The organism is Pelotomaculum isophthalicicum JI (assembly GCF_029478095.1).
Lineage (GTDB): Bacteria > Bacillota > Desulfotomaculia > Desulfotomaculales > Pelotomaculaceae > Pelotomaculum_D > Pelotomaculum_D isophthalicicum.
Genome location: NZ_JAKOAV010000010.1, coordinates 32,369 through 58,719, shown reverse-complemented (window position 1 = coordinate 58,719; position 26,351 = coordinate 32,369). Strand labels below are relative to the sequence as shown.

At 49.8% G+C, this 26,351-nt stretch carries 14 protein-coding genes, 1 CRISPR repeat array and 1 riboswitch (1 of these 16 cut by a window edge); of the genes, 5 read left to right on the top strand and 9 right to left on the bottom strand.

Annotation, left to right across the window (positions count from 1 at the left end):
- Window positions 1–7,595: a CRISPR direct-repeat array (repeat unit 32 nt; unit sequence GTCGCACCCCGTGCGGGTGCGTGGATTGAAAC); it reaches 4,027 nt to the left of the window's first position.
- Between the two features lie 268 nt (window positions 7,596–7,863).
- The 4 genes from L7E55_RS07160 to L7E55_RS07145 all read right to left on the bottom strand — a co-directional run bounded on the left by L7E55_RS07160 (window position 7,864) and on the right by L7E55_RS07145 (window position 11,030).
- Window positions 7,864–8,163, bottom strand: coding sequence for a hypothetical protein (locus L7E55_RS07160; RefSeq protein WP_277443428.1), 300 nt, complete (start codon window positions 8,161–8,163; stop codon window positions 7,864–7,866).
- 65 nt (window positions 8,164–8,228) lie between these two features.
- On the bottom strand, window positions 8,229–9,029 hold the full coding sequence (locus tag L7E55_RS07155) for an ExeA family protein (RefSeq protein ID WP_277443427.1): 801 nt from the start codon (window positions 9,027–9,029) through the stop codon (window positions 8,229–8,231).
- Window positions 9,022–10,413, bottom strand: coding sequence for a DDE-type integrase/transposase/recombinase (locus L7E55_RS07150; protein WP_277443426.1), 1,392 nt, complete (start codon window positions 10,411–10,413; stop codon window positions 9,022–9,024). The genes L7E55_RS07155 and L7E55_RS07150 overlap by 8 nt, the downstream gene beginning before the upstream one ends.
- 119 nt (window positions 10,414–10,532) lie before the next feature.
- Entirely contained in the window at window positions 10,533–11,030 is a 498-nt protein-coding gene (locus L7E55_RS07145; protein WP_277443425.1) for a helix-turn-helix domain-containing protein, read from the bottom strand.
- Window positions 11,031–11,597: 567 nt separating this feature from the next.
- Window positions 11,598–11,729, top strand: a riboswitch (FMN riboswitch).
- Window positions 11,730–11,838: 109 nt separating this feature from the next.
- Here L7E55_RS07145 and ribD point away from each other — a divergent pair.
- From ribD to ribH, 4 genes are all read left to right on the top strand, one after another.
- Entirely contained in the window at window positions 11,839–12,927 is a 1,089-nt protein-coding gene (gene ribD / locus L7E55_RS07140; RefSeq protein ID WP_277443461.1) for a bifunctional diaminohydroxyphosphoribosylaminopyrimidine deaminase/5-amino-6-(5-phosphoribosylamino)uracil reductase RibD, read from the top strand.
- Window positions 12,928–12,944: 17 nt separating this feature from the next.
- The gene (locus L7E55_RS07135) at window positions 12,945–13,595 is read left to right on the top strand and encodes a riboflavin synthase (RefSeq protein WP_277443424.1); all 651 of its coding nucleotides are present in this window, start codon (window positions 12,945–12,947) and stop codon (window positions 13,593–13,595) included.
- A 125-nt stretch (window positions 13,596–13,720) separates the two neighbouring features.
- A complete protein-coding gene (locus L7E55_RS07130; RefSeq protein ID WP_277443423.1) occupies window positions 13,721–14,932 on the top strand; it encodes a bifunctional 3,4-dihydroxy-2-butanone-4-phosphate synthase/GTP cyclohydrolase II in 1,212 nt (403 codons plus the stop codon).
- A gap of 179 nt (window positions 14,933–15,111) precedes the next feature.
- Entirely contained in the window at window positions 15,112–15,585 is a 474-nt protein-coding gene (gene ribH / locus L7E55_RS07125; RefSeq protein WP_277443422.1) for a 6,7-dimethyl-8-ribityllumazine synthase, read from the top strand.
- A 56-nt stretch (window positions 15,586–15,641) separates the two neighbouring features.
- On the opposite strand, the gene rpmB is transcribed toward ribH, so the two are convergent.
- The gene (gene rpmB / locus L7E55_RS07120; RefSeq protein ID WP_277443421.1) at window positions 15,642–15,833 is read right to left on the bottom strand and encodes a 50S ribosomal protein L28; all 192 of its coding nucleotides are present in this window, start codon (window positions 15,831–15,833) and stop codon (window positions 15,642–15,644) included.
- Between the two features lie 643 nt (window positions 15,834–16,476).
- On the opposite strand from rpmB, the gene recG reads away from it, so the two are divergent.
- Window positions 16,477–18,549, top strand: coding sequence for an ATP-dependent DNA helicase RecG (gene recG / locus L7E55_RS07115; protein WP_277443420.1), 2,073 nt, complete (start codon window positions 16,477–16,479; stop codon window positions 18,547–18,549).
- Here the strand turns inward: recG and L7E55_RS07110 are convergent.
- The 4 genes from L7E55_RS07110 to L7E55_RS07095 are packed head-to-tail and all read right to left on the bottom strand — an operon-like array spanning window position 18,542 to window position 26,339.
- Window positions 18,542–19,687, bottom strand: coding sequence for an HD domain-containing phosphohydrolase (locus L7E55_RS07110; protein ID WP_277443419.1), 1,146 nt, complete (start codon window positions 19,685–19,687; stop codon window positions 18,542–18,544). The two genes, recG and L7E55_RS07110, sit on opposite strands and share 8 nt — an antisense overlap.
- On the bottom strand, window positions 19,684–20,865 hold the full coding sequence (locus L7E55_RS07105) for a response regulator (RefSeq protein ID WP_277443418.1): 1,182 nt from the start codon (window positions 20,863–20,865) through the stop codon (window positions 19,684–19,686). The genes L7E55_RS07110 and L7E55_RS07105 overlap by 4 nt, the downstream gene beginning before the upstream one ends.
- Window positions 20,866–20,881: 16 nt before the next feature.
- On the bottom strand, window positions 20,882–22,999 hold the full coding sequence (locus tag L7E55_RS07100) for a PAS domain S-box protein (protein ID WP_277443417.1): 2,118 nt from the start codon (window positions 22,997–22,999) through the stop codon (window positions 20,882–20,884).
- A 49-nt stretch (window positions 23,000–23,048) separates the two neighbouring features.
- Window positions 23,049–26,339: a PAS domain S-box protein gene (locus L7E55_RS07095; protein ID WP_277443416.1), complete on the bottom strand. Its 3,291-nt coding sequence runs from the start codon at window positions 26,337–26,339 to the stop codon at window positions 23,049–23,051.
- Between the last annotated feature and the right edge of the window lie 12 nt (window positions 26,340–26,351).

The window sequence follows — 26,351 nt, the reverse complement described above, 5'->3', positions numbered from 1 at the left end:
ATCATAAGGAGTAGGGTCGCACCCCGTGCGGGTGCGTGGATTGAAACTTTTCATCTTTAGTGAATTTAAAACCAGCATTTCGTCGCACCCCGTGCGGGTGCGTGGATTGAAACAAAATACCGGCCTGGAATCACCCTAAAATAGGGTCGCACCCCGTGCGGGTGCGTGGATTGAAACACACTATACCCAGGGACGCAGTGCCTACGGTAAGTCGCACCCCGTGCGGGTGCGTGGATTGAAACCAGGCAACGCGAAGGTTCAGCGATGACGGACCGTCGCACCCCGTGCGGGTGCGTGGATTGAAACGCCCATCATTGATGACACCACCTTACAACTGTGTCGCACCCCGTGCGGGTGCGTGGATTGAAACTTTGCTCTCTTTGCCGCCGCGAGTGCCTTGTCTGTCGCACCCCGTGCGGGTGCGTGGATTGAAACATCCCCGGAAAATGCTCCTTGCTTACCTGGATGGGTCGCACCCCGTGCGGGTGCGTGGATTGAAACAATATCAGGGAAGAAACAGAAAGCCGGGCTTAAGTCGCACCCCGTGCGGGTGCGTGGATTGAAACCCTCGAAGATGTTGATAAATTCGCCAATCAACGTCGCACCCCGTGCGGGTGCGTGGATTGAAACAGATAATGGAGTGAGTTGGAATAAACTGCAAAGTCGCACCCCGTGCGGGTGCGTGGATTGAAACCGGTGTTGGATCAAACAACTCAAAGTTAGCAATAGTCGCACCCCGTGCGGGTGCGTGGATTGAAACAATTTCAAACCCTGCGGGGTATCTCTCCGCCTTAAGTCGCACCCCGTGCGGGTGCGTGGATTGAAACTAGTATCGCGGAAGCAGTTGGTGCGCCTAAACCGTCGCACCCCGTGCGGGTGCGTGGATTGAAACCACGCAACCGCCGTCAAACCGGCACGCCTTGTGTCGCACCCCGTGCGGGTGCGTGGATTGAAACTATTTCTGGAGATAAATCCGTGATGTTAACCCTGTCGCACCCCGTGCGGGTGCGTGGATTGAAACCTCTGTGGATGACACAAGGAAGTCATGGCTAGGTCGCACCCCGTGCGGGTGCGTGGATTGAAACTTGTAGCCGGCCTTTTTCGCTTTTTCCTGGATTGTCGCACCCCGTGCGGGTGCGTGGATTGAAACAGCCAACCGGCTATAGTATCACGTTGCAATCCCGTCGCACCCCGTGCGGGTGCGTGGATTGAAACTTTCGCCGTGGCCTTGAAGGATCGTAGCTGGCGTCGCACCCCGTGCGGGTGCGTGGATTGAAACCGGCATCAGATTCAGGTTTAGCTCAGTTACTGTAAGTCGCACCCCGTGCGGGTGCGTGGATTGAAACTCTCCCCAGCGATTCGCATCTTCGATGGTAAAAGTCGCACCCCGTGCGGGTGCGTGGATTGAAACACTTGCTTGATAGGTGTCTAATTCCGGTGATGTGTCGCACCCCGTGCGGGTGCGTGGATTGAAACAGTATACAGTGCCCCTGTCGGCTCTGGATGACCGTCGCACCCCGTGCGGGTGCGTGGATTGAAACATAATCGGCGGTTGTTTTTGCGATATCCTTTTCGTCGCACCCCGTGCGGGTGCGTGGATTGAAACACTCCGAGGGACGGCTTAGACAGCTTCCAGGTTCGTCGCACCCCGTGCGGGTGCGTGGATTGAAACTGATATTATAGAAACAAACGCTGACGCTTCGCTGTCGCACCCCGTGCGGGTGCGTGGATTGAAACTCCGAGCATGCGGACATCACTGACAAAATCAAATGTCGCACCCCGTGCGGGTGCGTGGATTGAAACAACTGACAAAGAGAAGATATACTTGGATGGCAAAGTCGCACCCCGTGCGGGTGCGTGGATTGAAACCCAGCCTATCGTTATCAACACGGCTGGCGGAAGTCGCACCCCGTGCGGGTGCGTGGATTGAAACGATAATTGTATTGGCAACTGCAACAGTATCAGGGGTCGCACCCCGTGCGGGTGCGTGGATTGAAACCTGCATGGGATATCCTTGCAAAAGCCATGGGAAGTCGCACCCCGTGCGGGTGCGTGGATTGAAACACTTGAACCAATATAACCACCTGTGTCCCCCCGTCGCACCCCGTGCGGGTGCGTGGATTGAAACAGGCTCAAAGCTGATCAAGTGGCTCCAGGGCCAGGTCGCACCCCGTGCGGGTGCGTGGATTGAAACACTCCTTCTCCGCATCTTTGGTATGCGAACTAAGTCGCACCCCGTGCGGGTGCGTGGATTGAAACTTCATGCGAATTTTAATAGTATCCATCGTGCGGTCGCACCCCGTGCGGGTGCGTGGATTGAAACTTTGCTTCTCTAAGCCTTGCCGCCACCTCTTTGTCGCACCCCGTGCGGGTGCGTGGATTGAAACTTTTAATCACAGTCCAACGACCAAAACGTTGACGTCGCACCCCGTGCGGGTGCGTGGATTGAAACTAAGAGGTAATGACGGGCTTTTCAGTCTATGCGGTCGCACCCCGTGCGGGTGCGTGGATTGAAACATTCTGCAGATCAACAAATAGAGTGGCTAGGTTGTCGCACCCCGTGCGGGTGCGTGGATTGAAACTTGCCGGTGGGGTCGATAACTTTCAAATCTGAGTCGCACCCCGTGCGGGTGCGTGGATTGAAACCACGTGAAATATTTTCTTGCACCGTTTCAGGCAGTCGCACCCCGTGCGGGTGCGTGGATTGAAACATATGTGCCGTGAAAAGTTTGAACAATTAGCCCAGTCGCACCCCGTGCGGGTGCGTGGATTGAAACTCGAGGAAAAACGCCAGCGTGATAAATCTATTGAGTCGCACCCCGTGCGGGTGCGTGGATTGAAACCTCTGGTGCGCCGCCACTGGTGGCCTCGGGGTTAGGTCGCACCCCGTGCGGGTGCGTGGATTGAAACAATTACCATACCGTCCCGCCATTTGACCCAGGCCGTCGCACCCCGTGCGGGTGCGTGGATTGAAACTATCTCCTACGGGCAAGGTGGTGGAAGCTGATGAGTCGCACCCCGTGCGGGTGCGTGGATTGAAACTCCCGTCACCTCACCGGCCTATCCTTCGAGTGAGTCGCACCCCGTGCGGGTGCGTGGATTGAAACATCGAATCATACTGCTCTGCTATTTTTTTTCTGTCGCACCCCGTGCGGGTGCGTGGATTGAAACTTCTCAATCATCTCATGCTCTAAGGCAAATTCCAGTCGCACCCCGTGCGGGTGCGTGGATTGAAACAATGTAACCTCTAATCTGCCTGTCCAACATCCGGTCGCACCCCGTGCGGGTGCGTGGATTGAAACGGTGATCTATGCACAGATTAGTAAAATGCCTGGGTCGCACCCCGTGCGGGTGCGTGGATTGAAACAGCCAGATATATTCGCAAGGGAAATATGACGAAGTCGCACCCCGTGCGGGTGCGTGGATTGAAACTTCTATGGCCACAGCAATATTGATCGGCGTTTTGGGTCGCACCCCGTGCGGGTGCGTGGATTGAAACACGTTACCTTATGATCCAGCGGAGATAATAGAGTCGCACCCCGTGCGGGTGCGTGGATTGAAACTAAAAAACACAAGAACGACAGCCAGCGCATTGACGTCGCACCCCGTGCGGGTGCGTGGATTGAAACTGCTTAGAAGGGTGGTGATAACTTGATTTTAGGTCGCACCCCGTGCGGGTGCGTGGATTGAAACACCCAGGGAGGATTAAATCATGGGACAAAATTTGTCGCACCCCGTGCGGGTGCGTGGATTGAAACATCTGTGCTATCCGGTTTGGTGACCCCAAGGGGGTCGCACCCCGTGCGGGTGCGTGGATTGAAACAACACTTCCGACACTTTGAAAGCTGCGCTGATGGAGTCGCACCCCGTGCGGGTGCGTGGATTGAAACCTCAATAGCCACCTTAAGGTCGTTTAGATTTGCCGTCGCACCCCGTGCGGGTGCGTGGATTGAAACTCCAAACCGTTTGGCAAACAGCCTGGCCTGTTAGTCGCACCCCGTGCGGGTGCGTGGATTGAAACAACATTGGATTATATTCATAACAAGATTGAAAGTCGCACCCCGTGCGGGTGCGTGGATTGAAACATTCTCGTATGTCATGTTATTACAAAAATTAGGTCGCACCCCGTGCGGGTGCGTGGATTGAAACAACTCGTGGCTGAACCAGTCCAACCAAAAACAAGTCGCACCCCGTGCGGGTGCGTGGATTGAAACCGGTCGTTTCGCATCACCCCCGGCATCCGGGACAGTCGCACCCCGTGCGGGTGCGTGGATTGAAACCAAGAGTACCAGGGTGAAACGAAAGAGTTTAGGTCGCACCCCGTGCGGGTGCGTGGATTGAAACATCCGCATCAGTCTTTATCTTATTCACTATGTCCGTCGCACCCCGTGCGGGTGCGTGGATTGAAACTAGTATCGCGGAAGCAGTTGGTGCGCCTAAACCAGTCGCACCCCGTGCGGGTGCGTGGATTGAAACCGACATCATCCACATAATGCACCGGGTAATCAAAGTCGCACCCCGTGCGGGTGCGTGGATTGAAACAGCAGGTCCTCAGTTGGGTCCAGCTCAATCAGGTGTCGCACCCCGTGCGGGTGCGTGGATTGAAACAATTTTGACTATGGCATGTAGGCTTTTGCCTCCACGTCGCACCCCGTGCGGGTGCGTGGATTGAAACTTTTGCTCTTTGCTGATACGGCCTCAAATCCATGTCGCACCCCGTGCGGGTGCGTGGATTGAAACTAACTAAAACAGCCCTTGCAGGATTGAAAACTGTCGCACCCCGTGCGGGTGCGTGGATTGAAACGTAAATAGTCCGGGAATAAAGTGTGAAGGAGTGGTCGCACCCCGTGCGGGTGCGTGGATTGAAACATAAGGATATGAACCCAAAACACCCGGATTGGGAGTCGCACCCCGTGCGGGTGCGTGGATTGAAACCGCATAATAAAACCTCCTTAAATTTTCTCGACCGTCGCACCCCGTGCGGGTGCGTGGATTGAAACTCGGTCCACATATACCCAATCACAGGCTCAGCGGGTCGCACCCCGTGCGGGTGCGTGGATTGAAACAAAACTATCAGAATATATCAATACAATACGTTATGTCGCACCCCGTGCGGGTGCGTGGATTGAAACATCTGCATCAAAGCACCCCATTGTAAAACTGCGTCGCACCCCGTGCGGGTGCGTGGATTGAAACTTATAAAGCTCGGTTGCCTGTTCCTTGGTGTAGGTCGCACCCCGTGCGGGTGCGTGGATTGAAACAACATGTGGCCGTTACCCATCAACCAATCAATGTCGCACCCCGTGCGGGTGCGTGGATTGAAACAAGGTATTGGTCGTGTAGGTCGTTGGTGAAGTCGTCGCACCCCGTGCGGGTGCGTGGATTGAAACATCATAGTCAATTTTGAGATCCGATAAAATGTGTCGCACCCCGTGCGGGTGCGTGGATTGAAACGCCTCTGTAAGATTGCCAAGCTCCTATACTTGGGTCGCACCCCGTGCGGGTGCGTGGATTGAAACAGTTTGTGTTCTTGTAACAATGTTACAACATTGTCGCACCCCGTGCGGGTGCGTGGATTGAAACAGATCGGTTTCGGCTGTAAAATCCTTGTCAAATTGTCGCACCCCGTGCGGGTGCGTGGATTGAAACATACCCGCTGCCGCATTTTCTCGGCTAATGCGGTCGCACCCCGTGCGGGTGCGTGGATTGAAACAAAGCCAATGATCGAGAATGGCAACGAATCCAGGTCGCACCCCGTGCGGGTGCGTGGATTGAAACTTCTCTCTCCCGTTCTGGATATAAACCCCAGCTGTCGCACCCCGTGCGGGTGCGTGGATTGAAACCAACCGAATCGCTTTTAGTGTCTCGGCGCTTGAGTCGCACCCCGTGCGGGTGCGTGGATTGAAACGCTGTAGCCGTAGCCGTTCACCATTATTTTCATGTCGCACCCCGTGCGGGTGCGTGGATTGAAACAAAAAATGAGAGTCTCTTGTGGCTGTAAGGCTTGTCGCACCCCGTGCGGGTGCGTGGATTGAAACGTGTTGGGGTGGCCGACATAATGCGGCACCCCGTCGCACCCCGTGCGGGTGCGTGGATTGAAACTTTCTGGGCAAGGTCTTTACCTTGCCGGCTTCGTCGCACCCCGTGCGGGTGCGTGGATTGAAACAAGTCAGTTTCTGAGTACATCCGGTCCCTGCTGCGTCGCACCCCGTGCGGGTGCGTGGATTGAAACATACCCTACCCTATAAGGAATCCAGTAATATCAGTCGCACCCCGTGCGGGTGCGTGGATTGAAACGCCCATATTGCAATAAATAATTCTTCATATGGAGTCGCACCCCGTGCGGGTGCGTGGATTGAAACGTCGTCGTGGGTGCCGAAATCAAAATATACTCGTCGCACCCCGTGCGGGTGCGTGGATTGAAACACCTGACATGAGTAGAGCTTTTTCTGCCAGAATGTCGCACCCCGTGCGGGTGCGTGGATTGAAACACTACCAACAGGGTTATGAAACCATTTAATCGGTCGCACCCCGTGCGGGTGCGTGGATTGAAACTACAACCTCGTATTTTTTGGCTTTGCAGTAGTCGGTCGCACCCCGTGCGGGTGCGTGGATTGAAACAGCGGCACGGCGACCAACTATGATTCTTTCGCCATCGCACCCCGTGCGGGTGCGTGGATTGAAACGAGTAGGGCTTCCCTGTCGATGCTGCGGGTGGGTCGCACCCCGTGCGGGTGCGTGGATTGAAACGTCGTAGTTTTCAACGACTCGTCAGGCAGGCTATGCCGTCGCACCCCGTGCGGGTGCGTGGATTGAAACTAGCTGCCCTTATCACGTCCAGCCTGGACGAAGTCGCACCCCGTGCGGGTGCGTGGATTGAAACTGACGTAGTTGCTATACCGGGTTATGATTTTATGTCGCACCCCGTGCGGGTGCGTGGATTGAAACAATAATTCATAACTTAGTGTAAATCCATCAAAGTCGCACCCCGTGCGGGTGCGTGGATTGAAACTCATAGATCTGTCGCACTATCCGACAGGGAGGGTCGCACCCCGTGCGGGTGCGTGGATTGAAACTCATAAGGTAATTCAATATCTTTATATTTTTCAGTCGCACCCCGTGCGGGTGCGTGGATTGAAACATGATGCAGAAGGTACTAATACTTTTGATGGTTGTCGCACCCCGTGCGGGTGCGTGGATTGAAACAGTTAAATATAACAAATATACTGAATATAAAATGTCGCACCCCGTGCGGGTGCGTGGATTGAAACACTAAGTCCGGTTGCTATCGAACTCGCTCTTGCGTCGCACCCCGTGCGGGTGCGTGGATTGAAACCAAGCAGCCTGGCGCTTGTTACGGTACCATAGGGTCGCACCCCGTGCGGGTGCGTGGATTGAAACTGCGTCATGCCCTGTTGCTCCATAAGCTGACGGTCGCACCCCGTGCGGGTGCGTGGATTGAAACCATGCACCCGCCGTCAAACCGGCACGCCTTGTGTCGCACCCCGTGCGGGTGCGTGGATTGAAACAGCCGGAAACCTAAAAGCAGGTAGTATATATACAGTCGCACCCCGTGCGGGTGCGTGGATTGAAACAAATCCCTTTAATGTAGCGGTTCACGTTCCTTGGCGGCAAGTTAATTATCGCCAATGTCATTAATCAATGACATTTTGGTTACCGTCAATGGCAACAGTTAACCAGTTTAAAAATCAGCGCCAATGGCGATGGTCCGTTTCGAAAGCCACCACCATTGGCATTAGTCCCTTAGCTAGAAATTAGCAATTTTAAAAACCGAGTTGATAAAAGCATATTAAACTATGTCTGTCGGTCTGTCAGTCATCAATCAATCATAATCGCTTTTGACTATTTTTTTAAGTACTTCATCCTGGCCTTATAGGTCAAGATATCCCCTCTGGCCTCCCGCAACTTCTCCTCAAAAACCTTCCGAAACCAAGCAGTTCTGTTTTTGGTTGGCGGATAATGGTTGCATTTATCACTTGCTTTGCATATAGCTTCAATCATCTCAGTTTGGTTATAACCCAAACTTACGGCCACTTTCAAGGCAAGAGGCAGTAAATCATAGAAACCGGTAGTAATAAAGAAATCTTCCAATTTCCGCCTGTCTTGCCGAGCATCATTTAAAGGTATTGATTGCTCAATCACACCGGATACCTCCCAGTAATTATCGTAAGACCTAATTGGTCAAATTAGGGCCTAAGTTTTACAGACTAGATTAAGTTGTCGTCTTCGAGGCCTTTTTGTACTGCATCTACGTCAATTGTCGGACTGTCGGCTACAATTGCCGCCACGATGGCATACCGGCATATGTTGTTAATGCGGCGAGGAATACCCTTGGAAAACTGGTAAATAAGTTGTATCGCCGAATCTGTAAAGATTTGCTTTTCCTGTCCGGCTACTCTCAGGTGGTGCAGAATATAAGCGGAAATTTCATCTTCATTAAGGCACGGTAAACGATAGTGTACGTTAATTCTCTGCCGGATGCATTCCAACACCTGAAGGTGCAGTGTTTCGGCAAGCTGGGGTTGACCGGCGGGTATCACCATTAAAGGCGAAAAGGAGTCCGTCTGGTAGTTAAGAACAAAGCGCAGTTCACTAAGCATGGGTACTGTCAACTCTTGGGCTTCATCAATTACTACCACCGGTTTTATCCCTTTTCGGTGCAATTCCAGCATGGCTTGCGCCACTAAGCGTTTATTTTCAGAAAAACCCCGGCCAAGCTGGACATTGACTTGGTAAAGTAGACTCTGATAAAATTCCGCCGGCGCGAGTTGAGAACTGGCCAAGTAGATGTAACGGTAACGCGAAGTCTCCAGGGAATGCATAACAGAACGGATGGCTGTGGATTTGCCGGAACCGACCTGCCCGGTAATCACCGCCAGCGAGCCGGTATCTATGGCATGCCGGAGTCTGGCCAGCAGTTCCTGGTGCCCTTTGGATACGAATACTTCCGTAGGAGATAATTCCCGTGAGAAAGGCTCCCGGGTAAAGAAGAAGTAGGGGCTATTCACCGTGTTTCACCCCCATGGCCTTGGCAAAAGACAGACCGGAGCGTTCCTTGATTTCCTCCCGGTGCTCTTGCACAATGGCCTGCATGGCTTTATCCAAGGCGTTCCGGCTGTCGGTCTGACGCTCCTGAACCCGTTTTTCGGTGAAGTTCTTCATCTGGTAGGGACGGGCCTCGCACCGGTAGGTGCCCTCGCAGTAAACCAGGATACGCCTCAGGTCGTAGGGGTTGAATCGTAGTTCGACGGTCTTGCCGAGCAGACTCTCGTCCACCTCGTAGAGGTTACCTTGGAGCCTCACTGCTCCAAGCGGGCTCACTCCCCGGTTTTCCCGCCACAAAAATGCCTCATGCACGGTAGCCGGATCGACATGGCGAGACATGTCCAGATGGCTACCTCCGGCATTCTCCAGAAACTCACGGGGACTCATCTTCAGGGTGCTGTGACGGCGGGAATGGTAGCGTCTCTCCAGCCAGGCGGCAAAGAAATTGTTTACCTCATATAATGTGGTCACCTTGCCGGAGTTGATCTGCTCTTTTAACAGGGGTTCGCATTTCTCGGCTACTGTTCTGAACCACCTTTCAATCCGGCCGCGACCCTGAGGTATTCCGGGGCGGCTATGCTTAACACTGAAGCCCAGTTCCGCCGCAATGCGTTTCATATGCCGGGAGCGAAACACCTTAGCGTTGTCACAATAGAAGACCTCGGGTAGATTATGTTTCAAAATGGCTTTCATAAGGGTATCTTCTATGCAGGGGCGGTTTTCGTTGAAATAGAACTCGGCGTGGACAATGTAGCGCGAATACGAGTCAATAATGGCGACCAGGCGGAGCCGCCGTTTCCTGCCCGTCAACTCGTCGGTAAGATAGGGACCGTCCCAGACATCACATATCCAGAGCACGTGGGCGCCCTCCACGCTGAGCAGGCGGTAGCGCTTTCGTACAGTTCGCTTCAGAGCCGGGCGATCTTTGCCCAGGCGGCGCAGATGGCGGTTCAACGTGCTGACGCTCATCTGCTGCGCCCCGGGCACCTTAGCTGAACGCAGTTCCTCAATGATGCTGTCCGCTGACAGTTCGGGACGGGCCAGCCGTATATTTACGGCCTCATCCAGGGCTCCCGGCGGAAAGGCTTTCAACACTCCTTGTTCCGGGCGGACTTTCGGCTTCAGGCCATCCAGTCCGAACTTCAAGTAGTTGCTCAGGTATCTCTCGATCGTGCGCTTTCCCAAGGTGATAAGGCGATTCTCCGCATTAAGGTGCATCTTGCCGGCCAACTCCTCAAGAATGGTCTTTTGAACACCGCGAGGCAGAGGCCGATTCAGCAATGGCGCAATAATTTCAAATCTCTGCATGGCCACCAATAAACGCCTGTCATCTGATGGTTCTTTCATCCATTTTTACCTCCTGACTCTGATTTTAAGGACTTATTTCCTCTAATCACCATCATGATTCAAGTCAGAAAGTTTGGCGAGAGCCATGGTTTGTGGGAAATCCTCGTTCGTAAAGAGATTTAGCCGGGTGAACTTGCTTCTTTCACCCGGGCTCTGGCTTTCCCTAAAGGGGCGCCCCACAGGTCCCAGTCCCCCATGCCGAGCAGGTTGCACAAGCCTATCAGCCGGTGCAGGCGAGGAAAGCTAATCCAACCGGCATAGCTATGTAACCAGGCAAGCAGGAGCCTTGTGGCTTCCGTGGCCACCGCCGGGGCTAACGGTAGTATCTCTGCCCCAATAAGTCTGAGAATGCGCCGGACGACATGGCCGACAAGTGCTTGAGCTTGGGTGAAGGTCAGCTTTATCCACCGGGATACGGTTCGTGAATCGTATCCGATCCGGGCCGCGCTTTCGCTAATGCTGATTCCTTGCAGGTGCTCAATCACCGCCTGCTCATGGGTTTCCAGTGGTTCTCTTTGGTAGGGCAATACGAACTCCGGCCAATAGCTGATTGTCTCGTGGCATTCTTTGCAGTAAGCGTTGAAAAGAGGAATCTCGGTGGAATGAACATGATCCAAATGCAGACCACGTTCCCAGCTCGCATTCCAATAGGGCTTATGATTAGGATTGTTAAGGCAGACCGGTTTATCAGGAAGAAAACTTTCCGGATTTTCAAGATAACTCTGGACATCTGGGCAAAAAATTGTTATTCTCATCTTGCAGTGGGGGCTTCTAGCCACCATCTTGTGGGCATAGGGAGGGGTCTGCGAAACTCCGTTACTCCCTATGCTACTTAATAAATATTGATCACTGCCATTGGCGGTGGTCCCTTAACTGTCAGTTTCCGTGAGCAATCACACCTTTAACTCAATTGCTAGCCGCTCGATGTCGCACCCCGTGCGGGTGCGTGGATTGAAACGGAAAAAATAAATGAGGATACCCAGACCGATTTTGTGGAAAGGACCATAATTGATTACATTGACTTCGTCCCGTACCGTAAACGTTACCTGAAAGAGGTGTTGGGTCTTGAGATTTAACGCTGATATGGTACAGATGTAGCCTTATTTATCCCATCTGGATCCCATCTGGATAGAGGTTGACATCTAATAAATACGGCCATATAATAATGATTGAAGTTAATAAGGCAATACCTTCAGGGACGGGTGCGATTCCGTACCGGCGGTGTGGCGTGATGCGCCGAGCCCGCGAACCCTTACAGGGTTGATCCGGTGAGAAGCCGGGGCCGACAGTAAAAGTCTGGATGGGAGAAGGTTTATGGGGCCTTTTTGAGATATGTTATTTCAGAAGGTTGCTTACCTTTGTATGATTAAAACCCTGAGGTTTATTGCCCGGGGTTTTTTGATTTTAATAAAACTGGTGGGGTTTATGGACAGGCACTATATGAAAATGGCTCTGGAACTTGCCGCGCGGGCGCGTGGCCGCACCAGCCCCAACCCGATGGTGGGGGCGGTGGTTGTCAAAGACAACCGGATAGTCGGGCAGGGCTACCATGCCCGGGCGGGTACACCGCACGCCGAGGTGCTGGCCCTGGCGGAGGCGGGAAATGAAGCCCGCGGCGCGACCCTGTATGTGACGCTGGAACCATGCTGCCACCACGGGCGCACCGGCCCCTGCGCGGATGCGGTGATTGCCGCCGGAGTGGCAAAAGTAATCATTGCCACAATTGACCCGAATCCGCTGGTTGCGGGTGGGGGAATCCGGCGGCTTAAAGATGCCGGGGTAGAAGTCGTCACCGGCGTGATGAAAGAAGAAGCTCTGGAGCTAAACGAAGTTTTTATCAAATATATCACTACCGGACTTCCTTTCGTGGTGGCCAAGGCGGCCATGAGCCTGGACGGCAAGATTGCCACCTGTACCGGGGAATCAAGATGGATTACCGGTCCTGAGGCACGGGCATACGGCCACCGTCTGAGAGACTGGTATGACGCTATTCTGGTTGGTATAGGTACGGTGCGGGCCGACAACCCCTCTCTTACCGCGCGTCTTGCCAATGGGGAAGGGCGTGATCCGGTGAGGATAATCGTGGACAGCACGGCCAATACTCCGCTTGACGCAAATGTATTGAACCAGCATTCAGAAGCGCCTACTATAATCGCCACAACCGCGGGTGCTTCGCCGGAGAGGCTGGAGGCGCTGCGGCAGGCTGGCGCGGAAGTATTGGTGGTTAATGAAGGCCCGCGGGTGGAGCTGGCGAAGCTGTTGAGAATATTGGGCAAACAGGAGATTACCAGCTTATTAATCGAAGGTGGCGCCGGGGTGCACGGTTCCGCGTTGGCTGCTGGAATAGTTGATAAAGTAGTCTGGTTTATCGCCCCGAAGATTATCGGCGGGCGGGAAGCGCCTGGTCCGGTTGGCGGCCGGGGAGCTGATGACTTGTCCGAAGCCGCGGAACTTGAGCGTGTAAAGGTGAGCCGTATGGGGCCGGACTTTTGTATAGAAGGATATTTAAAATAATATCGAGGTGGTAAACAATGTTTACCGGTATCGTCGAGGAACTGGGAACACTTAAGGAGATCAAACGGGGGGCTGCTTCCGCCCAGCTAACTATAAGAGCGGAAAAAGTGCTGGAGGACGCGCGGATTGGTGACAGTATCGCGGTGAACGGGGTGTGTCTCACGGTGGTTCACTTGCTCCCGCAGGAGTTTACTGTCGATGTTATGGCTGAAACCCTGTCGAAAACCAATCTCGGCGCTTTAAATTCAGGTGACCGGGTAAATCTTGAACGGGCTTTGCGGCTCGGAGACAGGTTGGGCGGGCACATTGTCAGCGGGCATATTGACGGGGTCGGAACGATCACCCGTTTGGAGAAACATGATATTGCCACCCTGATTACCATCCGGGCGCCCCATGAAGTGATGCGCTATATTATTAAAAAGGGGTCGGTGGCGATTGACGGGATTAGCCTGACAGTAGTGGATTTGCAGGCGGACAGCTTTCAGGTGTCACTTATTCCCCATACCGCCCACGCCACCGCGTTGGGTTTAAAGAAAGCGGGCGCCTCTGTGAACCTGGAGGGGGATGTAATCGGTAAATATATCGAAAGATTGGCCGCCTTCCCGGATAGCAGCGGCGGGGAATCAAAAATAAGTTTAAGTTTCTTGGCGGAACATGGTTTTGTGTAAGATTATGGTAACTACTCATGAGTCAAGAGTTAGAATGAGAGAATGGTATATCGTCTTGAAATGTTCTGACTACTGACTACTGAATGCTGACTACCTGGATTATATATTGCAAGGAGGCGGACACAATGAAATTCAACACAATTGAAGAAGCGATCGAGGATATCAGGCAAGGCAAGATGATTGTGGTGGTGGACGATGAGGATCGTGAAAACGAAGGTGACATGATTATGGCTGCTGAGAAAGTCACCCCAGAAGCGGTTAACTTCATGATTACGCATGCGCGCGGCTTGGTTTGCCTGCCGGTTAACGGAAAACGTCTTGACGAGCTGGACCTGCCGGCCATGGTAACCAACAACACCGACCCGCATGCCACGGCGTTCACTGTTTCCATCGACGCCAAAGATTGCACCACCGGCATCTCCGCCTACGAGCGGGCTATGACCGTCAAGGCGGTCTTGAATCCCGACACTAAACCGGATGACTTGCGCCGTCCGGGCCACATATTCCCGCTGCGCGCCAAGGAAGGCGGGGTTTTAAGGCGGGCGGGACACACCGAGGCCGCTGTGGATTTGACCAGAATGGCCGGTCTATACCCAGCTGGAGTTATTTGCGAAATTATCAAGGAAGACGGCACTATGGCGAGGGTGCCCGAATTGATGGAGTTTGTCAAAGAACACGGCTTAAAGATAATCACTGTAGCCGGCTTGATTCAGCACAGGCGGCGTACCGAGATGCTGGTGCGGCGGATTGAATCGGCACAATTGCCGACGAAATATGGTGAGTTTAAGGCTGTGCCATATGAAAGCCTGCTGGACGGCAAGGAGCACTTAGCCCTGGTGATGGGTGATCTGAGCCAAGCGGAAGCGCCCCTGGTAAGAGTGCACTCGGAATGCCTGACCGGGGACGTTTTCAGGTCGACGCGCTGCGACTGCGGGGACCAGTTGGCCCGCGCGATGGAAATGATTGCCGAGGAGGGGGTCGGGGTTCTCCTATACATGCGCCAGGAAGGACGCGGCATCGGCCTTGCGAACAAAATCCGGGCTTATCACCTGCAGGACTTGGGCAAGGATACGGTCGAGGCTAATTTGGCGCTGGGATTTCCGGCTGACTTGCGCGACTATGGTTTTGGCGCGCAGATTCTCGCGGACCTTGGACTTAAAAAAATCCGTCTGATGACGAACAACCCCCGGAAGATCGCCGGGCTGGAAGGCTACGGGCTGCAGATTGTTGAACGGGTGCCGGTGGAAATAAGACCGGGTAAAAACAACCGTTTTTATCTGTCCACCAAGCAGAAAAAACTTGGCCACTTGCTGAATGTAAGCAGCGGAGAACGGTAGAAAAAACAGTAGTCAGGAGTCAGAAGACAGGAGTCAGAAGGCAAATGAGAGAACGGCTTATCGTCTTAAAATATACTGACTACTGACTACTGAATTCTGAATACCTGTAAAGTTAACAGAATAAGTTAAATGCTGGATTGTGGTATCTGGTATAATTTAGAAGAAGAGGAGAGTAGGGTATGCCTAAGTATTATGAAGGACATCTATTAGGCCAGGGCCTCAAATTCGGGCTGGTGCTGGGCCGTTTTAACGAATTTATTACTAACAGATTGCTCGGCGGCGCTCTGGACGCGCTTAACCGGCATGGGGTGGCGGAACAGGACATTGAAGTCGCCTGGGTGCCGGGGGCTTTTGAAATACCGCTGGCCGCCGGTAAAATGGTTTCCATGAAGAAATATGACGCGGTTATTTGTCTTGGAGCGGTTATTCGCGGTGCGACACCTCATTTTGATTATATCGCTGCAGAGGTTGCCAAGGGTGTGGCTAAAGTGGGCTTGGATAGCGGTGTTCCCACCATTTTTGGGGTCATTACCGCCGAGACCATTGAGCAGGCCATAGAACGGGCCGGCACCAAAGCCGGTAACAAGGGCTGGGACGCCGCGGTTACGGCTATAGAAATGGCTAATTTATTGAAAAACATGACCGAGCGTTGACAAAAAAACTTAGACCCGGCTGCTGCCGGGTCTAAGTGAAAATAGTATATTGCACATTATATCGCACGCTGAACCTTGCCGCTTCTAAGACACCGGGTGCATACCAGCACTTTTCTCGGTGTACCGTCAACAACAGCCTTGACGCGCTGCAGGTTGGGAACCCAGGTCCTTTTTGTGCGTATGTGTGAGTGACTCATTTTAATACCGACGGTGATTCCTTTGCCACATACAGAACATTTTCTAGCCATAAGTTTTACACACCTGGTTTCTGATATCTAAACAAGTCAAATTTGCTTAGATTACTCTCCCGTCCGACGAAACGGGAGGCAGTGTCACAGGATTCAACTGCTGAGCTATGAACACTTGTTCATATTCCGGGTGGTTTACGTATTAAGGTTCACCGCCTGGCCTTGATAAGACCAGTTCTGCCCGGAAGGGGGTGTTACCCACCGCCTAGTTGATTTTACCTCAGCGCCCGACTTTCACTGCGTGTCTTTGCAACGCATCATCGGAAGTAACTGCTTAGAAACCTTTCCCTTTCTAGATTCATTTTACTAGACATTCATATACCACTTCCACTTCCTGATCTATTTTATAATAGAACAGATGTTCGTGTCAATGGTTTAGATAGTACTTCATACCTCCTTTAAACCACCTATACATTCTACCAAAAAATATTTTCGGCTGCAAGAGCAGTTCTTTACGGAATTGGTTATTATGGCAATATAGAGTAACACATGCTGATCTGGGAATAGTCAACTTTATTAGTAATGATCTCAGAGATTATTTCAAACTATTATAATTGAGTTATAATCAAGTTAGATGAACTTCATTGCTATCTTAGCAAAGTATAATCATTTAGTTATTTAATACTTCTTTTAGAGGATCTATATGTCCAATGACTTTTTGACGAAACCTGTTCAATCGTTAAAAACAATCGGACCACGGCGGGCGGCAATTTTGCAGAAAGCGGGGATCTTTACCGTAAAGGATCTGCTTTATCACTTCCCCAGACGTTACGAGGACCGCACCCGGCTGCGGGAGGCGGGCGCCTGCGCGCATGGCGAGACTGCTACCTTGCGGGGGACGGTGCTGGCCGCGCAGGTGATTAGGCCAAAGCATGGCCTGACAGTGACCAAGTTGGCTGTGCATGACGGCTTGGGGGTTTTTTACGCCGTTTGGTTCAACCAGCCTTATATCAAAAAAAACATTCCCGTGGGGACGAAGCTCTATGTAACCGGTAAAGTCGAAAGGAGTTTTGGAGCAGTCCAGGTGACGGTGGAAGAATATGAAATAGACGACGGGGGGGACAGCTTGAGCGCGGGGCGCCTGGTGCCGCTGTATCCTTTATCTGGCCGGTTGAACCAGCGCCTGCTGCGTACCGCTGTTAAGTTCGCCCTGGATGAATTGGACGGTCATTCCGGAGAGTTCTTGCCTGAAGAACTGTTGAAGAGATTTTGCCTGCCGCTTTTCCATGAGGCGCTGTCCGCAATCCATTACCCCGGTAATTTCGAGGATGCGGAAAAAGCCAGAAAACGCTTTATTTTCGAGGAATTGTTTCTCTATCAGCTCTCACTGGCGTTGTGCCGCAAGGACGTTGACGGAAGGGAAAAATTACACCGGTATCTTCCCGAGGGTGAAATTACAAAAACTTTTTTGGAAATTTTGCCCTATCGTCTTACCGCGGGGCAGGCCAAAGTGTGGAGAGAGATATCTCGTGATATGGAATCCTCTTCTCCCATGCATCGCCTCCTTCAGGGCGACGTGGGATCGGGCAAAACGGTTGTGTCGGTGTTGGCGCTGCTCAAGGCTGTGGAAAGCGGCCTGCAGGGGGTGTTGATGGCTCCCACGGAAATATTGGCCGAGCAGCACTATTTTGGCATGAAAAGACTCCTCGCTCCAATTGGGGTCGAAGTTGCTTTATTGACGGGCGGCATGCGAAAAAAAGAGAAAGATGAGCTGCTGGAGCGGGTTCTAACCGGAGAAGTCGCGGTGTTGGTGGGGACTCATGCCTTAATCCAGGATAATGTGTGTTTTAATAAATTGGGGATAGCGGTGGTCGACGAACAGCACCGGTTCGGCGTGCGCCAGCGGGCCGCTCTCCAGAACAAGGGATCTTGGCCGGACACCTTGGTGGTGACTGCCACCCCGATTCCCCGCACGTTGGCATTAACCCTGTACGGTGACCTGGACATTTCAGTAATAGGCGAACCGCCTCCCGGCAGGCAGCCGGTTAAGACCTACGCTGTGCCTCACAGGCTCCTGACCAGAGTGTACAATTTGATCAGAGAGCAGATCAGGCAAGGGCGGCAAGCGTTTATTGTTTGTCCCCTGGTTGAGGAGTCGGAAAAAGTCGACTTGCAGGCAGCCGTTGATCTGGCTGAAAATCTCGCCGGCGGCGAATTCAGGGACTGCCGGGTCGGGTTGTTGCACGGCCGTATGAAAGCCTTTGAAAAAGAGGAAATAATGACATCCTTCCGGCAGGGTGAAATTGAAATACTGGTTTGCACCACTGTTATTGAAGTAGGTGTCGATGTGCCGAACGCTACGGCAATGGTCATTCTTGACGCCGACCGCTTCGGCCTGGCCCAGTTGCACCAACTCCGGGGCCGGGTGGGGCGGAGCGCTTACCAGTCCTATTGCATTTTGGTCGCCGGCCCGAAAACTGAGGAAGGGCGTGCCCGCCTGAAGGCGATGACCCGCACCGCGGACGGTTTCGCCCTGGCCGAGGAGGACCTGCGCTTGCGCGGGCCGGGCGAGTTTTACGGTACCCGCCAGTCCGGCCTGCCGGAGTTTAAAATTGCCGACCTCCTGCGCGACTGGGATATACTTCAGGCAGCACGTACGGAAGCCCTGGCTTGGATTAGCGAAGACCCGCATTTTCAAAAGCCGGAAAGCGCGGTCCTTCTGGATGAGGTGAAGGCCAGATTCGGTAGTGCAGGGAGCTTGGACCCCTTTATTTGATTTGCTCTATTACTTTTATCGGTTCGGAAATGTTGCCGAAACGCGCGTAATTCAACAGGCGCAGTTTTATAACTTCGGTAATTTCAGTTCCCCTGGGAATTAATAATCGCCCGTCAGAATCTTCAATATCATCGGCTAAAATCATGCCTGATAAAAGACTGCTCAAATCAATCGATCTTACAACGAATCCTTCTTCTATATTCAGTATATCAGCTTCCAGGGCGGCTAGGATGTCGGGATCATACCATTGACGCTGGCTGTACATTATATCAAAAGATTTTCCATAGGAATTGCCCGCAATAAGTAATACGTCAAAATCCAGAGCAACCTTTAGAATCCGGGCTATAAATGGGATTTCTTTACCTTGACGATTGTCCGCCGGCGCTCCTGTTCCGTCAAATTGTTTCATTTGATAAGCAATTCCTTCCGCTATGTCCTCCAGGCGCGGAATATTTTTAAGCAAGTCTTTACCCGTTTTGGGGTGCGCCAAAAACATTTCATTTTCACTTTCAGATAGGGTTAAACCTTGATATTTTTTTTGCAGAATCTCTACAGGGATTGTCACGCACCCGATTTGTGAAAGCATCGCGGCCAGTTCTACTTTCCACTTTTCTTTGACATTAAGGCGGTTTGACAATCTTCTCACAATTTTAATTACACGTGAAGATTGACTAAAAGCTACCGGATTTACCATGGATAAAACGTCAATTAGCAGTTTAATAGTGCCTTTGAGAGTATTATCCAAAAGTTCCCGCTCGGCCATGATCAGCCGGTACTGTTCTATCGCGGCCGACAGCGCGTTTATTAAGTGATCTGTAGGGCAGGGCTTGGTGAGAAAACGGAAAATGTTCCCTTTGTTAACCGCGTCTATGGTAGCCTCAAAATCGGCCTGTCCGGTAAGCATGATCCGGACTGTGTCGGGTGATGCCTGCCGGGCTGCGGAAAGAAACTGAACACCGTCCATTTCCGGCATGCGGTAATCTGAGACTGCCACGGCAAACGGTCCTTGTTCAAGAAGCGCGGCAATTCCTTTCGCTCCGCTATCGGCGGTTACCAGTTCAAATTTTTTGCGTAACAGCCTCTGGTAAGCGGAAAGGATATTATGATCATCATCCACCAAAAGTATTTTATTGTTCATGCATAAACTTCCTTTTTTGTTTTATTGCATAATTCCATCCATACTGCTATTTTGTTTGTTAGGTTTAGCGATTCTAAATAAGTTAAATCAATGCAATCTTCCTGCAACTCCAGGGCGTTGGCCACATGTACCGCTGTTAGTGGTGTAAATTCAACACTCATGGATTTCACCGGAGTATGGTGATAAGCGACTGATTTGACGACGGAATCGGAAAATCCCCATAACCCCAAAAGATATGCGCCCACTTCGGAATGTGATGTTCCCATGAGTTCGTATTCGGCGTCAACGAAATTTATCCTTTTTTCATTTGGCAGATGTTTTATGCCCTGGTTATATTTAGGAACCTGGCTTAGCAAGAGCTTACCTATGTCATGGAGCATTCCCGTTATAAAAGCTTCATCAGCGAGTTCTTGGTCGTTTAGTTCCAAGTAAGCAATACTCTTGGCAATATTACCTACCATTATGCTATGTCGCCACAGAGCCTCCATTGAGAACACCACTTCTGTTGTTGGTTCAATTGCGGAAAAAATGTTCACGTAAAGCACAAGCCCCTTGATCGTGTCAGTACCGAGTAAAGTCACCGCCTGCTGCGGGTTTGTTACCCTTTTCGGAAGACCGAAAAAAGCTGAGTTTACCATTTGGAGGACTCTCGCGGTCATTGTGACGTCTTGCGCAATAATATCACCGATTTTTTTTAGTGATGAATCAGGCGCCTGGATTTCTTTCAAAAGCATGGCTAATTTATCCGGCAGGCTGGGTAGATTAACTATTCCATTGATCAACCTCAGCAATTCTTCGTCTCTGACCAAGCCTTGCAATAAACAAGCCCGTTCTAATGTATATTTTAATGTATCGGCATCGCATGGCTTAATCAAAAATTGGTGAGTGAATTTTGTAGATCTTAAAATCATCTCTCTATCTGAATGTCCTGAAAGAACAATCCGTACTGTGCCGGGATAATGATTGGCGACTTGTTCGAGTAATTCCGCGCCGTCCATTTCCGGCATGCGCATGTCGGTAACAATAATATCGATGTGGTTATTTGATAAAATATCCAGAGCTTCTTTTCCGCTGCCGGCAAAAAACATTACCCAATTATCCCGTTCACTTCGCAGCATTCGTTTAAGTCCTTGAATAATATTCGGCTCATCATCAACAAAGATAATTGATTTTTTCATGATTTACTAACTCCGTTTAATTATTTGAGTCTGTTTCTGTTAACGGCAAACTGATGGTAAAGGTAGTTCCCTTTCCCAATTCTGATTCTACATTTAAATTTCCTTTGTGCTTATTGATAATAATATCGTGGGCGATAGCCAAACCTTGTCCTGTTCCTTTGCCTACTTCTTTGGTCGTAAAAAACGGTTCATATATCTTTTGAATAATTGATGGCGGAATGCCCGCCCCCGTGTCGCTGATGAGAATTTGTACGTGTGTGCCGGCATTTCTTGTTATTATGGTAATTTTCCCTTTCGGGGCGGAGTTTTTTTCTACAACTTCCTTTATGGAATGCGCCGCGTTAATAATCATATTTAATATCACCTGGTTAATTTCGTCAATGACGCATTTAACGAGAGGCAAGTTGGGTTCAAGAATGGTTTCCAGATCCGATACGTATTTCCATTCATTCCTTGATATAATGACAGTGCTTGCAATCGCCCGGTTTATATCGGATAATGTTTTTTCTTTCTTCCCGGGGTGCGAAAATTCTTTCATAGCTAATACGATTTGGCTTACTCTTTTAATCCCGTCGAGGGATTGCGCAATAGCCTGGGGAATCTCTCCGATAAGATAATCAATATCAATATCTTTCTCTTTCTGCCTTACTTTGGCTGATAGCTCTTTGGATACACCTTCTTCCTCGGCGGCTTGAATTAGTTCACGATAAGATTTCAAAACATCATGGAAATCTTGAAAGGCATCCTGTAGAAACCTTGTGTTGTCGCCGACATATTGCATCGGTGTATTTATTTCATGGGCAATCCCCGCCGCCAACTGTCCGATGGATTCCATCTTTTGCGACAACGCCAGTTGCGCTTCCAAACGTTTGCGTTCGGTAATATCTCTGAAAACTAAAACATTGCCAATATCATCCTTGTCTTTGATCCGGGAAACATTCAAAGTAATAATTTTTCTCGCGCCGTCTTTGGCCATTAGGATGATATGACTGGTGATATCAGTGTTATTAGGATTTTTGAGTATTTCTTCTAAAGGTTTGGAATAAACCTGTCCGGACTTTTCTTCGGCAAGATGGAATACTTTATCAAGAGGTCTGCCGGAAGCCTCTTCCTGCGTCCAACCGGTAATATCTTCGGCCGCTTTATTAACTAATTCGATGTTATGATTTGTGTCGGTGGTTATCACGCCGTCACCAATGCTGCGCAAGGTCACCGCCAGCTTTTCTTTTTCGGCGGCAATCGCGTCTTCATACCGTTTACGGTGAGTGATGTCACGAATAGACTGGATGGCCCCGACAAGGTTTCCTTCACTGTCAAAGAGCGGTGAAGCCATTGCCCAGAGGTAGGCTCCCTCTCCTTTGTTTAAAGAGGGAACAAATCTCTCCAGATAATATGTGGTCCCGATTATTTGAATTTGTTTGTTGTTTAGCTTTTCTTTATCAGTTAAAAAAATATAATCAATCAGGACTTTTTCCTTGCTGCCGAAAAAAGGAATACTGTAAGCTTGGTCACCTTTACCAAGAATTTCTTCTTTGGGTACACCCGTCATTTTTTCCATGGATTTATTCCAGGCGATCACTTTCTTTTCTTGGTTGACTACAAAGGTTGCGTCGGGGAGAAAGTCGATAATATCTAAAAGCTGTTGGTGTGCGGCACGCAGTTCCCCGCTTTTTTCCCGGAAGGCTTCTTCCGCGGTTTCCTTGGCCTGTTGCAATTCGTTCAGCAACAAAATTCGCTCGGTAACGTCATTTAATGTCCCGGTTATACCAGTAATATTGTTTTCCGCGTCAAAGGTCAAACAGGCGAAAATCTCCGTCCAGCGAAGGTCTTTCTCTTTAGTTACAAACCTCACTGTGTACCTGCAGAATTCGATTTTACGATCAATGAGATTTCTATAGGTATCTAAAGATTGTTGGCGATCATCACTATGAATATAATTAATTATGTTTGTACCGATACTCTCTTCTATATGATATCCGGTGATTTCTGTCCAGGCTGGATTGAGGAAAGTCCACTTTCCTGCCGGGTCTGTCTGGAAGACAACCTCTTTTAAGTTGTTAACAACGTAGCGATACTGCTCCTGGCTTTCTTGAAACGCTTTTATTGTTTTATCTTTCTCTGCCGGACTGTCCAAGATCATGCACCTCCGCCAAATAACTACATTAATTCTGGATTGCCCTTCTTTACAGAACTTGTTTCTTGTCTTCTTCGCTATGAACAGGCAGCTTTATAACGAATACTGTTCCTTTGCCTACTTCTGAATACACTTCGATGGTACCCTTGTGCTTATTTACAATGATATCATGAGAGATGGTCAGACCCTGGCCGGTACCTTTGCCAACTTCTTTAGTAGTAAAGAACGGATCAAATATTTTATGTATAATCGATTGAGGGATTCCTTTTCCGGTATCCCTTATGGTTATCTCGATAAAAGGCTTGGAATAACTTGTTTCAATGGTAATTTTTCCTTTCTGTGCGGGGCCTTCTTTCACGATCTCTTTAATGGCTTGGGCTGCGTTAACAATCATATTTAAAACAGCCTGGTTGATTTGATCTATTGCACAGAAAACCAGAGGTAATCCCGGATCCAGGATAGTTTCCAGGTCGGCAACATACTTCCACTCGTTTCTGGATATTGTGACTGTGCTCTCTATCGCTTTATTTATATCGGAAAGTGACTTTTCCGACCTTCCGGGATGAGAGAAATCTTTCATTGCCAAAATGAGTTTTCTTACCCTGTCGATCCCTTCCAGGGACTGCTCGATTGCCCTTGGAGTTTCTTCTGTCAAGTATTCTAAATCCAATTTTTTCTCCATAACTTTCATTTCTTCAATCAATTCAACGGGAACTATCCCGCCCTCTGTCTTTATCAAAATATCCTTGTATTTTTCCAGCATGTCCAGGATGTCTCTAAAGGTATCTTTAAAAAACCTTGTATTGTCACCTATATACTGCATGGGGGTGTTAATTTCGTGTGCTATCCCCGCCGCTAATTGCCCGATGGACTCCATTTTTTGTGACAAAGCCAATTGCGACTCAATTCGTTTTTGTTCAGTAATATCCGTCCCTAATAGAACGTATCCCCACTGTCTCCCGGCGGTATCTTCTATAAGGTTAACGTGTAATCTTAACAAGCCGTCTTTTCCGTCCGGGCGGGTGTAACGCAGGTCATCCATTTGAACCGGCAGGTTCTTTTCTTTGCTTATGTCCAAATGCTTAACCACTTTACCCCAATCCCACTGGATTCCACATTTGAGGAAAGATTTCCCAAGCACTTCGCCGGCGGTTATTCCAAAACTTTTTTCCGCTGCTGTGTTCCATTGATTGACTAATTCGTTTGATGAAACACCTATCAGAATAGAAGATATTGAAGCCAGCAATTGTTTGATTTGAGCATGCGCTTCTCTTAACGCTTCTTCCGCTTTCTTGCTTTCTGTGATGTCCCTCAATATGCCTTGAAATTGAACTTGGCCGTTTTGTTCCTTTTTAGCGGTGGCACTCAATAGACCATAAATTGTTTGACCATTCTTTTTCTTTAGTTCAACCGGGTAGTCTTTTACGAAACCCTTTGTTTGCATCTCTTGCACATATGCAGATCTCTTTGAAGGATCTACATATACTTGCGTTTCATTCATCAATTTCAGCTCATCCATAGTATAACCAATCAGTTCCAGCCCGGCGGGATTCACTTCAATGAAAGAACCGTCCTTGCTGACGATATAGATGGTATCTTTAGAGCCCTCAAAAATGGAGCGGTATCTGTCTTCACTCAGCCGCAGCGCGTTCTCTGTGCCTTTACGCTCGATAGTGCCGGCAATGATCTGAACAATTGTCTTCAGTATATCGATGTCTTCGTCCGGCCAAACACGATATTTTTGAGTTTGATAGAAACTGATAAAACCGTGATAGGTTTTATTAACATAAAGAGGAATTGCAAGAATTGATTTCACACCTAATGAATGTAGTAATTCTTTTTCCTGAATGCTTGGGATAATTTCTGTATCGCTGTAATTTATGATCTCGTTCTTTTTCATCATGGCGTCAAACCAGGGAACCGTGCTTGACGGAATTCTCTGACATTCACCTGGTTGTGAGGGCACTCCTGCGTCTACCCACTCATAACTGTTACTATAGATATCGGTATCGCTGGCATACTCCCAAAAAAGTATCCGACTTGTATCCAGGGTCTGGCCTATTCTCTGTAATGAATCATATAGAAAATCTTTAATGTCCTCGGCTGACGCAGCTATATATGATACGTTCGCTATCAATTTTTCATAGGACAACCTTCTTCTCAACGATTCTTCCGCTTTTTTACCTTCGGTTATATTTTTCACCATGACAATGGCGAACTTGGGGTTACCGTTAGTATCTCGTACAAGAGATACTGTTAAACTGGCCCAAAGCAGTTCCCCGTCTTTCCGAATGTAACGCTTCTCTATATGAAAATGGTTCCTTTCCCCCGCCATCAGCTCTTTATGGAGACCTGAGTCGATTAAGACGTCGTCCGGATGAGTAAAATCGGTAAAAACCATTTTGCGTAATTCTTCGTTACAGTAGCCCAACATTTTTTGAAATTCTGTGTTGCTCTCAAGAATGTGGCCTTTATTATCGGCCAACGCTATACCTAAGGCCGCCCCCTCAAATATTACACGAAACCGTTGTTCACTTTCACGTAATGCTTCTTCCATCATCTTCCGGTCGGTTACATCAACACCTATACCTAAGACCAGCGAGAGATTGCCATGGGAATCCTGCAAAGTACTATAATTCCAATCAATGAAACGTTCTTTCCCTTCGATTGTTAGAATAGGACTTTCGTGCTCAAACCCTTCATTTCCGTCAATAAATTTTTTGAAGGTATCTTCTGCTTGCTGACGGGACTTTGCAGGAATAAAATTAGGAATCCATTCCTTGCCGATAGCATCCTCTTTCTTCCAACCAGTGACTTCTTCACAATGGTAATTAAACAATGAAACGAACCCTTTAAGATCTAACCCTACAATTAAAGCTTTGGCTGTTTTAACAATGCTTTCGAAGAATTCTTTAGATTCTTTAAGTTCCTTTTCTACTTGCTTAACGTGTTCTTCCATTAAATGGGAATAAATGACGCTCCGTATACTCTGGCTTAAACGGCCCGGAGAAATCTGCGACTTGGGGATGTAATCATTAGCGCCGGCTTTCATCATTGTAACGGCAACCTGCTCGTCACCATGACCGGTAAGCACGATAACCGGTGTTTTAATGCCGGATGCGCGCATCTCTTGAAGTATTAAGAACCCATTTCCGTCGGGGAGCATATAGTCAAGTATAATACAGTCAAAGGGTTTGTTCTTGATCAAAGAAATACCAGAGGTCATGTTTAGCGCACCTGTAATTTCGGCTTTAACATCGCTTTCCTCAAACGCTTTCCGCAAGTACATCCAGAATACCTTGCTATCGTCAACTAAAAGTATTTTTAGTTTGTCTCGCATTGTAAGAAACGC

Excerpts from the sequence above, each read along its gene's own strand:
- L7E55_RS07150 (WP_277443426.1), bottom strand. The coding sequence starts at position 10,413 with ATGAAAGAACCATCAGATGACAGGCGTTTATTGGTGGCCATGCAGAGA.
- ribD (WP_277443461.1), top strand. The coding sequence starts at position 11,839 with ATGGACAGGCACTATATGAAAATGGCTCTGGAACTTGCCGCGCGGGCG.
- L7E55_RS07135 (WP_277443424.1), top strand. The coding sequence starts at position 12,945 with ATGTTTACCGGTATCGTCGAGGAACTGGGAACACTTAAGGAGATCAAA.
- L7E55_RS07130 (WP_277443423.1), top strand. The coding sequence starts at position 13,721 with ATGAAATTCAACACAATTGAAGAAGCGATCGAGGATATCAGGCAAGGC.
- ribH (WP_277443422.1), top strand. The coding sequence starts at position 15,112 with ATGCCTAAGTATTATGAAGGACATCTATTAGGCCAGGGCCTCAAATTC.
- rpmB (WP_277443421.1), bottom strand. The coding sequence starts at position 15,833 with ATGGCTAGAAAATGTTCTGTATGTGGCAAAGGAATCACCGTCGGTATT.
- recG (WP_277443420.1), top strand. The coding sequence starts at position 16,477 with ATGTCCAATGACTTTTTGACGAAACCTGTTCAATCGTTAAAAACAATC.
- L7E55_RS07110 (WP_277443419.1), bottom strand. The coding sequence starts at position 19,687 with ATGAACAATAAAATACTTTTGGTGGATGATGATCATAATATCCTTTCC.
- L7E55_RS07105 (WP_277443418.1), bottom strand. The coding sequence starts at position 20,865 with ATGAAAAAATCAATTATCTTTGTTGATGATGAGCCGAATATTATTCAA.
- L7E55_RS07095 (WP_277443416.1), bottom strand. The coding sequence starts at position 26,339 with ATGCGAGACAAACTAAAAATACTTTTAGTTGACGATAGCAAGGTATTC.